Annotated in this window: 14 protein-coding genes and 1 tRNA gene; 9 read left to right on the plus strand and 6 right to left on the minus strand. The window is 67.5% G+C overall.

The genetic code is table 11. The features are described from left to right. The first annotated feature begins 51 nt into the window (after nt 1-51). From rph to hemW, 3 genes are read left to right on the plus strand one after another with little or no spacing between them, the layout of a single operon-like run. Complete coding sequence (rph, locus tag AC3WRI_RS19140; RefSeq protein ID WP_010809229.1) at nt 52-771, plus strand: ribonuclease PH; 720 nt, start codon at nt 52-54, stop codon at nt 769-771. Between the two features lie 15 nt (nt 772-786). Next, entirely contained in the window at nt 787-1,404 is a 618-nt protein-coding gene (gene rdgB / locus AC3WRI_RS19145) for an RdgB/HAM1 family non-canonical purine NTP pyrophosphatase (protein WP_010809230.1), read from the plus strand. Next, nucleotides 1,401-2,630, plus strand: coding sequence for a radical SAM family heme chaperone HemW (gene hemW, locus AC3WRI_RS19150; RefSeq protein ID WP_010809231.1), 1,230 nt, complete (start codon nt 1,401-1,403; stop codon nt 2,628-2,630). Before rdgB ends, hemW begins: the two co-directional genes overlap by 4 nt. 79 nt (nt 2,631-2,709) lie before the next feature. On the opposite strand, the gene AC3WRI_RS19155 is transcribed toward hemW, so the two are convergent. Further along, on the minus strand, nt 2,710-3,207 hold the full coding sequence (locus tag AC3WRI_RS19155) for an outer membrane lipoprotein (protein WP_010809232.1): 498 nt from the start codon (nt 3,205-3,207) through the stop codon (nt 2,710-2,712). A gap of 287 nt (nt 3,208-3,494) precedes the next feature. On the opposite strand from AC3WRI_RS19155, the gene AC3WRI_RS19160 reads away from it, so the two are divergent. Next, nucleotides 3,495-3,584, plus strand: a tRNA-Ser gene (locus tag AC3WRI_RS19160). A 47-nt stretch (nt 3,585-3,631) separates the two neighbouring features. Here the strand turns inward: AC3WRI_RS19160 and AC3WRI_RS19165 are convergent. From AC3WRI_RS19165 to AC3WRI_RS19185, 5 genes are read right to left on the minus strand one after another with little or no spacing between them, the layout of a single operon-like run. Next, on the minus strand, nt 3,632-4,003 hold the full coding sequence (locus AC3WRI_RS19165; RefSeq protein ID WP_010809233.1) for a hypothetical protein: 372 nt from the start codon (nt 4,001-4,003) through the stop codon (nt 3,632-3,634). A gap of 40 nt (nt 4,004-4,043) precedes the next feature. Beyond that, a complete protein-coding gene (locus AC3WRI_RS19170) occupies nt 4,044-5,213 on the minus strand; it encodes an osmoprotectant ABC transporter ATP-binding protein OsmV (protein ID WP_011614805.1) in 1,170 nt (389 codons plus the stop codon). After that, nucleotides 5,210-5,860 (minus strand): ABC transporter permease, encoded by a 651-nt coding sequence (locus AC3WRI_RS19175; protein ID WP_058696960.1) that lies wholly within the window; start codon nt 5,858-5,860, stop codon nt 5,210-5,212. The genes AC3WRI_RS19170 and AC3WRI_RS19175 overlap by 4 nt, the downstream gene beginning before the upstream one ends. Nucleotides 5,861-5,870: 10 nt before the next feature. Then, nucleotides 5,871-6,803 (minus strand): glycine betaine ABC transporter substrate-binding protein, encoded by a 933-nt coding sequence (locus tag AC3WRI_RS19180; RefSeq protein ID WP_231881390.1) that lies wholly within the window; start codon nt 6,801-6,803, stop codon nt 5,871-5,873. A 26-nt stretch (nt 6,804-6,829) separates the two neighbouring features. After that, nucleotides 6,830-7,546, minus strand: coding sequence for an ABC transporter permease (locus AC3WRI_RS19185; protein ID WP_011614803.1), 717 nt, complete (start codon nt 7,544-7,546; stop codon nt 6,830-6,832). Nucleotides 7,547-8,237: 691 nt separating this feature from the next. Here AC3WRI_RS19185 and AC3WRI_RS19190 point away from each other — a divergent pair. The 5 genes from AC3WRI_RS19190 (at nt 8,238) to AC3WRI_RS19210 (ending at nt 14,294) form a co-directional block, all read left to right on the plus strand. Next, a complete protein-coding gene (locus AC3WRI_RS19190; RefSeq protein WP_492293796.1) occupies nt 8,238-9,170 on the plus strand; it encodes a pirin family protein in 933 nt (310 codons plus the stop codon). A gap of 315 nt (nt 9,171-9,485) precedes the next feature. Beyond that, a complete protein-coding gene (locus tag AC3WRI_RS19195; protein WP_010809239.1) occupies nt 9,486-11,048 on the plus strand; it encodes an ABC transporter ATP-binding protein in 1,563 nt (520 codons plus the stop codon). After that, nucleotides 11,041-12,150 (plus strand): ABC transporter permease, encoded by a 1,110-nt coding sequence (locus AC3WRI_RS19200; RefSeq protein WP_010809240.1) that lies wholly within the window; start codon nt 11,041-11,043, stop codon nt 12,148-12,150. The genes AC3WRI_RS19195 and AC3WRI_RS19200 overlap by 8 nt, the downstream gene beginning before the upstream one ends. An 18-nt stretch (nt 12,151-12,168) precedes the next feature. After that, nucleotides 12,169-13,089 (plus strand): ABC transporter permease, encoded by a 921-nt coding sequence (locus AC3WRI_RS19205; protein ID WP_010809241.1) that lies wholly within the window; start codon nt 12,169-12,171, stop codon nt 13,087-13,089. Between the two features lie 59 nt (nt 13,090-13,148). After that, nucleotides 13,149-14,294 carry a BMP family ABC transporter substrate-binding protein gene (locus AC3WRI_RS19210; protein WP_010809242.1) on the plus strand — a complete coding sequence of 382 codons (1,146 nt, stop codon included), beginning with the start codon at nt 13,149-13,151 and terminating at the stop codon, nt 14,292-14,294. The last annotated feature ends 25 nt before the right edge of the window (nt 14,295-14,319 follow it).

Consider the following 14,319-nt stretch of genomic DNA (forward strand, 5'->3'; position numbering starts at 1 on the left):
GGCTGGCGGCGTTAGAATCGCGGTCTCTCCCCGATTCGGACAAACCATCCCATGCGACCCAGCGGCCGCGCAGCCGATGCGCTGCGTTCCATCAGCCTTACCCGCCACTACACCCGCCACGCCGAAGGCTCTGTCCTGTGTGCCTTTGGCGACACCAAGGTGCTTTGCACCGCCAGCGTGCTGGCCAAGGTGCCGCCGCACAAGAAGGGCAGCGGCGAAGGCTGGGTCACGGCCGAATACGGTATGCTGCCGCGCGCCACGCATACCCGCTCTGACCGCGAGGCCGCGCGCGGCAAGCAGACCGGCCGCACCCAGGAAATCCAGCGCCTGATCGGCCGCGCCATGCGCTCGGTGTTCGACCTGGCGGCGCTGGGCGAATACACCGTCCACCTGGACTGCGACGTGCTGCAGGCCGACGGCGGCACCCGCACCGCGGCCATTACGGGCGCCTTTGTCGCCGCCCATGACGCGGTTTCGACCATGCTGCGCGACGGCCTGATCGCGGCCAGCCCGATCCGCGACCATGTTGCCGCGGTCTCGGTCGGCATGGTCGACGGCGTGCCGGTGCTGGACCTGGACTACGCCGAGGACAGCAGCTGCGACACCGACATGAACGTGGTCATGACCGGCAGCGGCGGCTTTGTCGAGGTGCAGGGCACCGCCGAAGGCGCACCGTTCAGCCGCGCCGACCTGGACGCCATGACGCGCCTGGCCGAAGCCGGCATCGCCCGCCTGGTGCAGCACCAGCGCGAAGCGCTCGGCTTGGCCTGAGCAGCGGGACCCGCGATGCAACGCCTGGTACTGGCTTCCAACAACGCCGGCAAGCTGCGCGAATTCGGCGCGCTGCTGGCCCCGCTCGGCTTTGACGTGGTGCCCCAGGGCGAACTGGGCATTCCCGAGGCCGAAGAGCCCTTTGCCACCTTCGTCGAGAACGCGCTGGCCAAGGCCCGCCATGCCAGCCGGCTGGCCGGGCTGCCCGCGCTGGCCGACGATTCCGGCATCTGCGTGCAGGCGCTGGACGGCGCGCCCGGCGTCTATTCCGCGCGCTATGCGCAGATGGCCGGGCAGGCCAGGTCGGATGCCGCCAACAATGCGCACCTGGTCTCGCAACTGGCCGGCAAGCTGAACCGCCACGCGCACTACTACTGCGTGCTGGTGTTCGTGCGCCATGCCGAAGACCCCTGCCCGATCATTGCCGAAGGCCTCTGGCACGGCGAGGTCGTCGACGCGCCGCGCGGCGCGGGCGGCTTTGGCTACGACCCGCACTTCCTGCTGCCGCACCTGGGCAAGACCGCCGCCGAGCTATCGCCCGAAGAGAAGAACACGGTCAGCCACCGGGCCCAGGCGCTGCGCGCGCTGGTGGCACGGCTGCAGGCCGATGCCGCGCAAAGCGCCACCCGATGATCCCGATCGTACCGGTCTCCGCGTCCGTGCCCGTGGACAGCAAGCAGCTCTGGCTCAAGCCCGGGCAGATCAGCCTGCCCGGCTCGCCGCCGCTGTCGCTGTACGTGCATATCCCGTGGTGCGTGCGCAAGTGCCCGTATTGCGATTTCAACTCGCACGCCGCACCCGCCGACAACCACGAGATCCCGGAAGACATCTACCTGGACGCGCTGCGCGCGGACCTGGAGCAGTCGCTGCCGCTGGTGTGGGGCCGGCCGGTGCATACGGTCTTTATCGGCGGCGGCACGCCCAGCCTGCTGTCGGCGGCAGGCATGGACCGGCTGCTGTCGGATATCCGCGCGCTGCTGCCGCTGGATGCCGACGCCGAGATCACGATGGAGGCCAACCCCGGCACCTTCGAGGCCGACAAGTTCGCCAGCTACCGCGCCAGCGGCATCAACCGGCTGTCGATCGGCATCCAGAGCTTCAACGACCGGCACCTCCAGGCGCTCGGGCGCATCCACGGCGGTGCCGAGGCGCGCAAGGCGATCGACATCGCCCAGGCCAGCTTCGACAACATCAACCTGGACCTGATGTACGCCCTGCCCGGCCAGACGCTGGATGAATGCCGGCAGGATGTGGAAGCCGCGCTGTCGTACGGCACCACGCACCTGTCGCTGTACCACCTGACGCTGGAGCCCAACACCCTCTTCGCCAAATTCCCGCCGGCGCTGCCGGACGACGACAGCGCGTACGAGATGCAGGACTGGATCGAAGCGCGCACCGCTCAGGCCGGCTACCGGCACTACGAAACCTCTGCGTACGCAAAGCCGCATCGCGAGGCGCGCCACAACCTGAACTACTGGCGCTTCGGCGACTACCTCGGCATCGGCGCCGGCGCGCACGGCAAGCTGTCGTTCCCGCATCGGATACTGCGCCAGATGCGGCACAAGCATCCGGCCACCTACATGGAGCGGGCGCTGGCCGGCAATGCCGTGCAGGAAGCGCGCGATGTCGGCGCCGACGAGCTGCCGTTCGAGTTCATGCTCAACGCGCTGCGCCTGACCGACGGCGTGCCGGCATCGAGCTTCCACGACTACACCGGGCTGCCGCTGCATACCATCAGCAAGCAGCTGGCCGAGGCGGAAAAGAAGGGGCTGCTGGAAGCGGACCTGACCACCATCCGCGCCACCGAGCTGGGCCGGCGCTTCCTCAACGACCTGCAGGAGATGTTCCTGAAGGACTGAGCGCGAGCGCACGCCGGTAGCAAAAAAAGGCCACGCGATGCGTGGCCTTTTACATGCTGGCAAACGTCAGGCTGGCATGTCAGTACGGCGTTGCCATGTCATTGGCCACGCGTGCGCGCATGCCCACCTGCAGGTTGCCCAGGCTCGACTGGGTCACCGTGGCGATGCGGCCATCATCCAGGCGCACGTTGACGCGGTACGCGGTCTGGGTGTTGCTGCCCGCGCGCTTCTCGATCTGGTTGCCGGCCACGGCGCCGACCACGGCACCGCCGATGGTCGCCGCGGTCTGCCCGCGTCCGCCGCCGATCTGGTGGCCCAGCAGGCCGCCGGCCGCACCGCCGATCACGGTGCCGAGCAGGCCCGAGCTGCCTTGCGTACTGGTGATCGGTTCAATCGATTCCACGCGGCCGTAGTACACCGCGCCGGCCGGGGCCTGCGAGGTGTTGGGAGTCTGGTACCCCGGAGGCGGGGCGTTGTAGCCGGTGTTGTAGCCGCTGTCATACGGAGCGGCACAACCGGCCAGCACAGCCGCTGCAGCCACCGGAACGATCAGCCATTTCTTGCTATGGATTCGCATTTTGAGTTCTCCTCTGTTGCCAGGCGAAAGCCGGGGATGCGGCACACACCGCGCCATCCGGCACGACAATATGAGCGATGCCGGCGTGTGAAGGTTCCGTAATGTCAGACAGACGCCGACATCCGCGGCAGCGGATGTGGCAGGAAGTTTACGCGCGCTTGCGTGCCGCAACACAAGACCACCATCGATCCACGCGAGCCTTGTATAATGCGCGGCCTGACCGTCAGGTCTGCAGGCGGCAGCGCGCCGGGCCCATGCCCTTTCGCGCTACAATGCCCGCACTTCCAGGAAGCGTGGCCGAGTGGTTTAAGGCAGCAGTCTTGAAAACTGCCGATGGGGTGACCCATCCGTGAGTTCGAATCTCACCGCTTCCGCCAGACAAGAGAAACGGCCCGCACCAGTAACTGGTGCGGGCCGTTTTTCATTAGAGATCGCCGTGCAGGTCTTGCGTCAGCAGACGGTACGCCTCGGCTTCTGAAATCCTGAGCCGGTACTTGCACGCCAGCACGCGCGCCAGGCCATGCGCCGCGCCCGGCGGGCTGTGCCGCAGTTGTTCGCGGTAGGCCTCCACTTCATAGCGCAGGCGCCAGCGCCGGCTGGCCAGGTAGAGCACGCCCATCAGGCCCCAGCTGCGCCAGAACTGGCGCACATGCACCTTCTCATGCTCGATCAGCGCCTGGCTGGCGCCGGGGCGCAGCAGGATCAGCGGACCGGGCGTGAAGCCGTCAAACCCGCGCGGTATCAGCCAGCGGGTTTCGACGACCAGGCACAAGGGCGAGCGGCAATAGCGGAGCATGCACCTAGCATAGCGCGGATGCCGCCGCCCTGCCGCTGGCTCAGGCCGCCGCCCGCAGCGGCGCGGAAGCGGAGGCGGCCAGCACCCCGGCCTGCCCGCGCGAACGTCCCGAGCTCAGGTACCCTGCGATCGATTCCTGCGTGACCTCGCCCAGGTAGGCGCCGTCCGCGCCCATCACCGGCAGCCAGCTGGTGTTGTGCTGGTACATGCGCGACAGCACGATGCGCAGGTGCTCGTCGAAGGCCGCGGTGACGGCGAACGGGCGCATCACGTCGCTGCACTGCCCCTTGCCGGATCGCGCATCGCGGCGCGTGACGTAGCCCAGCGCGACCTGGGCGTCGTCCACCACCGGCAGGTGGCGCACGTCGGCATCGTCCATCACGCCCAGCGCTTCGGCCAGCGGCATGTCGGGGCGGCAGCTCGGCGGCATGGTGGCGGCGTCGCCGGCGCGCACCAGCAGCAGTCGCTTGAGGGTGTTGTCATGGCCGACGAAGGCCTGCACGAACTCATCGGCCGGATGCGCCAGCAGCGCGTCGGGATGGTCGAACTGCACCAGCTTGCCGCGGCGGAACACCGCCACCTTGTCGGCCAGCTTGATCGCTTCGTCGATATCGTGAGAGACCATGATCACGGTCTTGCCGAGCTGGCGCTGCATCTGCAGGAATTCGTTCTGGATGCTCTCGCGGTTGATCGGGTCGACCGCGCCGAAGGGCTCGTCCATCAGCAGCAGCGGCGCGTCGGCCGCCAGCGCGCGGATCACGCCGATGCGCTGCTGCTGCCCGCCGGAGAGCTCGCGCGGATAGCGCTTCAGCAGCCGGTTGGGATCGAGCTGCACCATCGCCATCAGCTCGCGCGCGCGCTCGCGGCATTGCTTCTTGTCCCAGCCGAGCAGGCGCGGCACCACCATGATGTTCTCTTCGATGGTCATGTTGGGGAACAGGCCGATCTGCTGAATTACGTAGCCGATCTTGCGGCGCAGGGTCACGCCGTCAAGGCCGCGCGTATCCTCGCCCTCGATGCGCACCGTGCCCGAGGTCGGCTCGATCAGCCGGTTGATCATCTTCAGCGTGGTGGTCTTGCCGCAGCCCGAGGGGCCGAGGAAGACGCAGATCTCGCCGCGCGGCACCGTCAGCGACACGGTGTCGACGGCGCGCGTTTCGGTGCCGTCTTTCTGCGGGAAGGACTTGGTGAGTTGGTCGAGTTCGATCATATGCGGATTCCCTTTGGCGTCAGTGCCCGCTGCAACCACTGCAGGAAGGCGTCCGCCACGATGGCGAGCAGGCTGACCAGGACCGCGCCCACGGCCAGCTTGCTCATGTTGCTCTGGCTGATCGCCTGCAGGATCAGCACCCCAAGGCCACCCGCGCCGATGATGGCGGCAATGGTGGCAACCCCGATATTCATCACCACGGCGGTACGCACGCCGCCGAGGATCACCGGCACCGCCAGCGGCAGGTCCACCAGCCGCATGCGTTGCCAGGCGGTCATGCCGATGCCGCGCCCCGCTTCCTGGATGCCGGGGTCGACATTGGCCAGCGCGGTGTAGGTGTTGCGCATGATCGGCAGCAGCGAGTACAGGAACACCGCCGTCACCGCGGGCACGTAGCCGAGCGCATGGCCGAAGCGCGCGAAGATCGGGATCATCAGCCCGAACAGCGCGATCGACGGCAGCGTCAGCACGATCGTCGCCAGCGCCAGCAGCGGCGTGGCCAGCGCGCGGAAGCGCGTGATCACGATGCCCAGTGGCACCCCGATCAGGATCGCCAGCCCCACTGCCGAGCCCACCAGCGCCAGGTGCTCGCCGGTCATTTTCAGCAGCGTGGGCCAGCTGTGCTGCAGGTAAGAGAACAAGTCCATGCGGCCTCCCTCAGATCAGTCCGTGGCTGCGCAGGAAGTCCTCCGCGACCTTGTCCACCGGCTGCTGGCCGATGTCCACCTTGTAGTTCATGTCGGTCATGCTCTCGTTGTCGAGCTTGGCAGCGAGTGCATTGAGCAGGCCGGCCAGTTCCGGATGCTTGTCGAGCACCGGCTTGCGCACCACCGGCACCGCGTTGTACGGCGGGAAGAAGTGCAGGTCGTCTTCCAGCAGCACCAGGTCGAAGCCCTTGACGCGGCCGTCGGTCGCATAGACCAGGCCCAGCTCCACCTGGTTGTTCTTCAGTGCGGTGTAGACCAGGCCCGGGTCGAGCTGGATCACGTCGCGGCGCGAGAACGGCAGCTTGTACAGCGCCTTGAGCGGCTCCAGGCCGTCCGGGCGCGCAGCGAATTCCATGTCGACCGCGAACGGGTGGCTGGCGTCGGAGCCGGCGCGGCGCATCTGCTCGGCAAAGCCCGACAGCGTGGTCACGCCGCTGGCCGCGCGTTCCTTTGGCATCGCCAGCGCATAGGTGTTGTTGATGTTCGAGGCATCGAGCCACACCAGCCCGCGCGCGCCGTCCATCTGCTTGACGCGCTCGTAGCTTTCCCTGGCGCCGAGTTTTTCCTGGACCTTGTTGAACACGATCAGCGCGGTGCCGGTGTAGTCCCACACCACGTCGAGCTGGTTGCTCTCCATCGCCTGGCGCATCAGCGTGCTGCCCAGGCCGGCGGTCAGTTCGGTGGTGAGGCCCTTGGCGCGCAGGTATTTCGAAGTCATCGACGACAGCAGCAGCTGCTCGGTGAAGTTCTTGCCGCCCACGCGGATCGGCGTGGCCTCTGCACGCGCTTCAGGCGCAGTGGCCAGCGCCAGCCCCGCCGCAAAAGCGGTGACTGCAGCCACCACCAGGGCGACGCGCCGGGCACGGCGGCGGATGAATTGCATCTGGTTTTCCATTTCGGTCCCCATGTTCAGCGCGCCAGCCCGCGCCGGCGCAGGTACAGCTGGCCGGCGGCGGCAAAGAGCGCGTCCAGGGCCAGCGCCAGCAGCGCCGTGGCGGCCGCGCCCAGCAGCAGCAGCGGCTGGTTGTTCAGGTAGATGCCCGGGAAGATCAGCTCGCCCAGGCTGTTGGCACCGATCAGGAAGGACAGCGGCACCGTGCCCACGTTGATGACCAGGGCGATGCGGATGCCGGCCAGCATCACCGGCAGCGCGTTGGGCAATTCCACGCGCACCAGGCGCTGCACCGGCGTCATGCCGATGCCACGCGCCGCTTCCAGCAGCGTGGGCGAGACATTGCGCAGGCCTTCGTAGGTGTTGCGCACGATCGGCAGCAGCGAGGCCAGCCACAGCGCCAGGATGGCGGGCCGCTCGCCGATGCCGAGCACGGCCAGGGCCAGCGCCAGCACCGCCAGCGACGGCACGGTATTGCCCACGTTGAAAACCTGCATCAGGCGGTCGGCCCAGCGGCGCATGCACGGGCGGCTCAGCGCGATGCCGGCCGGGATGCCGGTGGCCAGCGCCAGCGTCATGGACAGCACCACCAGGCGCAGGTGGTCGGCCACGTCGTAGAGCAGGCGCTCCTGGTACTGGCGAATCACATCGACGCCGATCCATGCCACCAGTGCAGCCAGCGCGGCCAGCGTCAGTCCTGCCCAGGCGAAGACCCGTGCCGATTGCTTTGACATACTCTCCCCTTTTCCGAAACCGAAAAGCGCGCAGCACGCCACTTCCCGGCGATGGAAAACAATATGGGCTGGTGCGTGCGGAGATAGGGCGCCACCAGTCCCGGTTCAGATTGCATTGCCGCCATGACCGGCACGATTGCCGGCGGACGGTCTGTGGATTCCTCCGCCGTGGGCGGGAAGTCCGATTGACGGGATGCCGGGTTGGATTGGCAGTCCCTGAAGCGGCGCAACCGGCGACGCAAAGTTGTTGCGATCGGTTGGCCAGTGGCAGCGCAAATATTGAAGTTTTCCGACGCGCCGCCGGTCCATCGGCCGTTGACTGGCAAGGGCTGACGAGGTTTTGACACCCCCGCATCTCACCTCAACGGATGACAAAGAGAGCGCTATTATAGCGATCTTCATCGATCCTGTCATCTTCCCGCATTTTTCCGGCCTTCCTGCGCCGATCTTGCGCGAATTGGCGGCAGTGGGACGGCATGTTCGGCCGTGCATTAGCCGGCACACGGCGACCTCCCGGATCGTTCTGAATTCGAAAGAACCTGGACCACCAGTCGGTACGCCAGCAGAACAATCTGTTGCCCGGCGACCCTCTACTCTTTCCGCGCCAAAACACTAAATTGACGAGGTAGCTGAAACGACGGGGAAACCGGCCCGGCCATTGCCGCGCGGAACCCGCCTACAGGAGAAAGACATGGACACCCTTGCCACCACCTTCGCCACCGTTCCCGCCGCCGCCGCCGAAACCGTGCAACGCTCGCGCGCCGTGGACCGCGTGGTGCGGGGCATTGCCACCTCGGACGGCGCCGGCGTCAAGCTGACCCGCGTGCTGACGCAGAACCTGCAGCGCCGGCTGGACCCGTTCCTGATGCTCGATGCCTTCGGCACCGACAGCAAGGACGACTACATCGGCGGCTTCCCCGATCACCCGCACCGCGGCTTCGAGACCATCACCTACATGCTGGCCGGGCGCATGCGCCATCGCGACAGCGCCGGCAACGAGGGGCTGCTGCAGAACGGCGGCGCGCAGTGGATGGTGGCAGGCGCAGGCGTGGTCCACTCGGAAATGCCCGAGCAGGAAGACGGCCGCATGGAAGGCTTCCAGCTATGGCTGAACCTGCCGGCCGCGGACAAGATGACCGCGCCGTGGTACCGCGACCTGCCCGCCGCCGAGATCCCGACGGTTGCGCTGGACAACGGCGCCACGGTGCGCGTGCTGGCGGGCGCCACGCACGGCGTGGCCGGCGCGATCACGCGCCCGGTGACCGAGCCGGTCTACCTGGACGTGCACCTGCCGGCCGGCCAGGCCTTTGCGCAGGCGCTGCCGGCCGGGCACAACGCGTTCGTCTACGTGTACCGGGGCGAGGTTTCGATCGGCAGCGGCGACGACCGCGCCGTGATCGAGGCCCAGCGCATGGGCGTGCTGGACAACGCCGGCCAGTCTGACGGCGTCATCGTCAGGGCCGAGGCCGACGCGCGCTTCCTGCTGATCGCGGGCCAGCCGCTGAACGAGCCGATCGCGCAGTACGGGCCGTTCGTGATGAACACGCAGGAGCAGATCTACCAGACCCTGGCGGATTTCCGCGACGGGCGCTTCGCCACCAGCGCCGCCACCACCGGCGCCTGAGCCCTGCCGGCGAGCGGCCGCCCTGGCCGCCCGCCGCTGCTCCAGTCCAGCCGCTTGCTCCGCAAGGAGCCGGCGGCTTTTTTTCGTGCTGTGGCCGGCACGCGACTTGCAACCACCCCCAAACCGTTGCAGGGACTGGAATGACGCCGGAATCGGCCCGCCCGGTGTCCTGTCACTTATATAATCCATCACCAATATCGGGCATCACCAAACCATGATGAATGCTGCAATGCGTCGCGGCGATGCTGCGCCACGCACTGCCGCGCTGTTGACTCATCCCACGTTGCTGCCATCACAACAACCCGAGCCGCCTCAGTGACATCACAACTCCCTCCCAGGCTGGCGCTGGCCCATATCAGCAAGCGCTACCCGGGCGTCGTCGCCAATGACGACGTCAGCCTCAGCGTCGCCCCCGGCGAGATCCATGCCGTGCTGGGTGAAAACGGCGCAGGCAAATCCACCCTGATGAAGATTATCTTTGGCGCGGTCCGTCCGGATGCCGGCGAGATGCACTTCAACGGGGCGCCGGTCACCATCAACAGTCCGCACGACGCCCGCAACCTGGGCATCGCCATGGTGTTCCAGCATTTCTCGCTGTTCGACACGCTGACCGTGACCGAGAACATCGCACTCGGCCTGCCCGCCGGACAGCAAGGCAACATGAAGCAGCTGGCCGAGCGCATCCGCGCCACCGCCGAGCGCTACGGGCTGCCGCTGGAGCCGAACCGCCATGTGCATACGCTGTCGGTCGGCGAGCGCCAGCGCGTGGAGATCGTGCGCGCGCTGCTGGCCAATCCGCAGTTGCTGATCCTGGACGAGCCCACCTCGGTGCTGACCCCGCAGGCAGTGGAAACGCTCTTCGTCACGCTGCGCCAGCTGGCCGCCGAAGGCACCAGCATCCTCTACATCAGCCACAAGCTCGACGAGATCCGCGCACTGTGCCATCAGGCCACCGTGATGCGCATGGGCAAGGTCACCGGCGTGTGCGATCCGCGCCAGGAAACCGCGGCCTCGCTGTCGCGGCTGATGATCGGCGGCGAGCCCCCGCGCGAGACGCGCGTGGCTGCCGAGCGCGGCCCGGTGCGGCTCAGCGTGCAGGGCCTGTCGCTGCCGCGCGCGCATGCCTTCGCGACCGAGCTGAGCAGGATCTCGCTGGATGTCCACGCCGGCGAGATCGTCGGCATTGCCGGCGTGTCCGGCAACGGGCAGCAGGAGCTGCTGGCCGCGCTGTCCGGTGAAGACACACGCGCAGACAACATGTCGGTACAGCTCGGCGGCAAGCCAGTCGGCCGGCTCGATGCGCGCCAGCGCCGGCGCGCGGGCCTGGCCTTCGTGCCGGAAGAGCGCCTGGGCCGCGGCGCGGTGCCGGGCATGAGCCTGGCGACCAATATCCTGCTGTCGCACCAGACGCCACCCTATGTGAGGCAAGGCATGATTTCGCCCGGCGCGGCCACCGGGCTGGCTTCGGCCGTGATCAGCCGCTTCCGCGTCAAGGCCAGCGGGCCGCACGCGCTGGCGCGCAGCCTGTCGGGCGGCAACCTGCAGAAATTCATTGTCGGCCGCGAGATCGAAAGCGGCCCTAAGGTACTGATCGTGGCGCAACCGACCTGGGGTGTGGACGTTGGCGCCGCGGCGCAGATCCACAACGAGATCCTGGCGCTGAAGGCCACCGGCTGCGCCATCCTGGTGGTGTCGGAAGAGCTCGACGAGCTGTTCGCGATCTGCGACCGGCTGCACGTGATCGCCAAGGGCCGCTTGTCGCCTTCGGTGCCGGCCGAGACCGCGACGCGCGAGCAGATCGGCCTGTGGATGAGCGGACTGTGGCAAGGCGGGCCCGCCCAGGCGCAATCCGGCGCGGAGGTGGCAAGCCATGGCTGATGTGCGACAACTGCTGCCCCGCTCCCCCCTCTCGCTGGCGCCGCGTGGCCTGCCCTCGCGCACCATGGCCTATGCCTCGCCGGTGGTCGCACTGGCGCTGACGCTCCTTTTCGGCGCGCTGCTGTTCCTGGTGCTCGGCAAGGACCCCGTGGCCGCGCTCAAGGTCTTCCTGGCCGATCCGCTGCGCGACCAGCGCGCCATCGGCGAGGTGCTGCTCAAGACCGTGCCGCTGGTGCTGTGCGCACTCGGCCTGTCGGTGTGCTACCGCGCCAACGTGTGGAATATCGGCGCCGACGGGCAGCTGATTGCCGGCGGCATCTGCGCCGGCGCCACCGTGCTTTACTTCGATGTGCCGGGCCAGGCCATGAACGGCACCGTGGTGCTGGTGCTGGCCTCACTCGCCGGCATGGTCGGCGGCATGCTGTGGGCCTCGCTCACGGCGGTGCTCAAGGACAGGTTCAACGCCAACGAGATCCTGGTCTCGCTGATGCTCACCTATATCGCTCAGCAGCTGCTGCTGTGGGTGGTCAACGGGCCGCTGAAGGATCCCAACGGCATGAACTTCCCGCAGTCGAAGGTGTTCTCGTCCGAGTACCTGCTGCCCAACCTGATGTCGGGCTCGCGCCTGCATGCCGGCTTTGCCGTGATGCTGGTGCTGGTGGCGGTGATGACCGTGTTCGTGTTCCGCAGCTTTGCCGGCTACCGCCTGCAGGTGGGCGGCACCGCGCCGGCGGCGGCGCGCTACGCGGGTTTCTCGGCGCGCAGCGCGCTGTGGAGCGCACTGCTGATCTCGGGCGCCACCGCGGGCCTGGCGGGCGCGTTCGAAGTGACCGGCCCGATCGGCCAGCTGCTGCCGTCGATCTCGCCGGGCTACGGCTTCACCGCCATCATCGTCGCCTTTATCGGCCGGCTGCATCCGGTCGGCACGGTCTTCGGCGGCATCATGATGTCGCTGTTCTATATCGGCGGCGAGATGGCGCAATCGCGCCTGGGCCTGCCGTCGGCCATTGGCTGGGTGTTCCAGGGCATGCTGCTGTTCTTCCTGCTGGCCTGCGACACGCTGATCGAAAACCGCCTGCGCTGGCGCGCCACCACGGCCTGAGCGGAGCTACAGAACAATATGGAACAACTCGCTCCCCTTATCGCCACCGCCATCAACGCCGGCACGCCGCTGCTGCTGGCCGCGCTGGGCCTGCTGATCAACGAGCGCTCGGGCGTGCTCAACCTCGGCGCCGAAGGCATGATGCTGGTCGCCGCGGTGGCCGGCTTCATGGTCGGCTACCAGACCCAGTCGCCGCTGCTCGGCTTTGCCGCCGGCGCGCTCGCCGGCATGCTGATGGCCACGCTGTTCTCGTGGCTGGCGCTGGTGCTGGCCACCAACCAGGTCGCCACCGGCCTGGCGCTGTCGATCTTCGGCACCGGCCTGTCGGCCTTCATGGGCCAGCGCTTTGTCGGCTTCGCCATGCCGGCGCAGGCCAAGGCCGTGCCCGGCCTGGCCGACCTGCCCTTCTTCGGGCCGGCCTTCTTCCAGCATCACTGGATGGTGTATTTCAGCCTGCTGCTGTGCTTTGCCATCATGTGGTTCCTGTTCCGCACGCGCGCGGGGCTGACCTTGCGCGCGATCGGCGAAGCGCCGGAATCGGCGCACGCGCTGGGCTACCCGGTGCGCACCATCCGCTTTGGCGCGCTGCTGTTCGGCGGCGCCTGCTGCGGGCTTGCCGGCGCCTACCTGTCGCTGGTGTACACGCCGATGTGGGTCGAGAACCTGGTCGCCGGTCGCGGCTGGATCGCGCTGGCGCTGACCACCTTCGCCACCTGGCGCCCGGGCCGCGTGCTGGTGGGCGCGTGGCTGTTCGGCGGCGTGACCATCCTGCAGTTCTACCTGCAAGGGATCGGCGTGTCGGTGCCGTCGCAGTTCCTGTCGATGCTGCCGTACGCGGCCACCATCGTGGTGCTGGCGCTGATCTCGCGCAACCCGGCCTGGATCCGGCTGAACATGCCGGCCTCGCTGGGCAAGCCCTTCCGGCCCGGCAATGCCTGAGCCTCGAGTTTTTTGACGGAAATCCCTGAGCTACCAACAATTCATCACAAGGAGAAATCATGATCGTCACGCGCAGGAAGACCCTGGCGGCCCTGGCCGCCACCGCCTTGCTGACCCTCGCGGGCTGCGGCAAGAAAGAGGCCGACAAGCCTGCCGAGACGGCGGGCGCGGCCTCCGCGCCCGCGGCCGAGCAGAAGGCCGAGCCGCTCAAGGTCGCCTTCGTCTATATCGGGCCGGTCGGCGATGCCGGCTGGACCTTCGCGCATGACAACGGCCGCAAGGCCGTGGAAGAGAAGTTCGGCGACAAGGTCAAGACCTCCTTCGTCGAGAACGTGCCCGAATCCGCGGCCGACGCCGAGCGCGTGTTCCGCGACCTGGCCAGCCAGGGCAACAAGCTGATCTTCGGCACCACCTTCGGCTACATGGAGTCGATGCTCAAGGTCGCCAAGGAATTCCCGGACGTAAAGTTCGAGCACGCCACCGGCTTCAAGACCGCCGAGAACCTGGCCCAGTACGACGTGCGCACTTATGAAGGCGCCTACCTGGCGGGCGTGGTCGCGGGCAAGATGAGCAAGACCGGCAAGATGGGCGTGGTGGCATCGGTGCCCATCCCCGAGGTGATCCGCAATATCGACTCGTTCACGCTGGGCGCGCGCAGCGTCAACCCCAAGGCCACGGTCAAGGTGGTGTGGGTCAACAAGTGGTTCGATCCGGGCAAGGAGCGCGAAGCCGCCACCACGCTGATCGGCCAGGGCGTCGACATGCTGATGCAGAACACCGACTCCGCCGCCGTGGTGCAGACCGCGCAGGAAAAGGGCGTGCACGCCTTCGGCTGGGACAGCGACATGAGCAAGTTCGGCGACAAGGCCCACCTGGCCGCGTCGGTGATCTCGTGGGGCGTCTACTACAACAAGGTGGTGGAAGACGTGCTGAACAAGCAGTGGAAGAACAGCACCACGTGGTGGGGCCTGAAGGAAGGCATGATTGACCTGAAGAGCTTCAACGCCGATGTGCCGGCTGACGTCAAGGCGCTGGTCGAAGAGCGCAAGAAGGGCATCGCCGACGGCAGCGCGCCGATCTGGAAGGGTCCGATCAAGGACAACACCGGCAAGGAACAGCTGGCCAAGGACCAGGTGGCCGACGACGGCTTCCTGCATGGCGTGAAGTTCTACGTCGAAGGCGTGGAAGGCAAGATCCCGGGCTGATTCGCCACGCAGCCCAGCCGCGCGC

Source organism: Cupriavidus sp. FW305-27 (assembly GCF_058787995.1).

Coding starts and splice junctions, on each gene's coding strand:
- AC3WRI_RS19190 (WP_492293796.1), top strand. CDS start 8,238: ATGGACACCCTTGCCACCACCTTCGCCACCGTTCCCGCCGCCGCCGCC.
- AC3WRI_RS19205 (WP_010809241.1), top strand. CDS start 12,169: ATGGAACAACTCGCTCCCCTTATCGCCACCGCCATCAACGCCGGCACG.
- AC3WRI_RS19200 (WP_010809240.1), top strand. CDS start 11,041: ATGGCTGATGTGCGACAACTGCTGCCCCGCTCCCCCCTCTCGCTGGCG.
- AC3WRI_RS19165 (WP_010809233.1), bottom strand. CDS start 4,003: ATGCTCCGCTATTGCCGCTCGCCCTTGTGCCTGGTCGTCGAAACCCGC.
- AC3WRI_RS19170 (WP_011614805.1), bottom strand. CDS start 5,213: ATGATCGAACTCGACCAACTCACCAAGTCCTTCCCGCAGAAAGACGGC.
- AC3WRI_RS19180 (WP_231881390.1), bottom strand. CDS start 6,803: ATGCAATTCATCCGCCGCCGTGCCCGGCGCGTCGCCCTGGTGGTGGCT.
- rph (WP_010809229.1), top strand. CDS start 52: ATGCGACCCAGCGGCCGCGCAGCCGATGCGCTGCGTTCCATCAGCCTT.
- AC3WRI_RS19185 (WP_011614803.1), bottom strand. CDS start 7,546: ATGTCAAAGCAATCGGCACGGGTCTTCGCCTGGGCAGGACTGACGCTG.
- AC3WRI_RS19175 (WP_058696960.1), bottom strand. CDS start 5,860: ATGGACTTGTTCTCTTACCTGCAGCACAGCTGGCCCACGCTGCTGAAA.
- AC3WRI_RS19210 (WP_010809242.1), top strand. CDS start 13,149: ATGATCGTCACGCGCAGGAAGACCCTGGCGGCCCTGGCCGCCACCGCC.
- rdgB (WP_010809230.1), top strand. CDS start 787: ATGCAACGCCTGGTACTGGCTTCCAACAACGCCGGCAAGCTGCGCGAA.
- hemW (WP_010809231.1), top strand. CDS start 1,401: ATGATCCCGATCGTACCGGTCTCCGCGTCCGTGCCCGTGGACAGCAAG.
- AC3WRI_RS19155 (WP_010809232.1), bottom strand. CDS start 3,207: ATGCGAATCCATAGCAAGAAATGGCTGATCGTTCCGGTGGCTGCAGCG.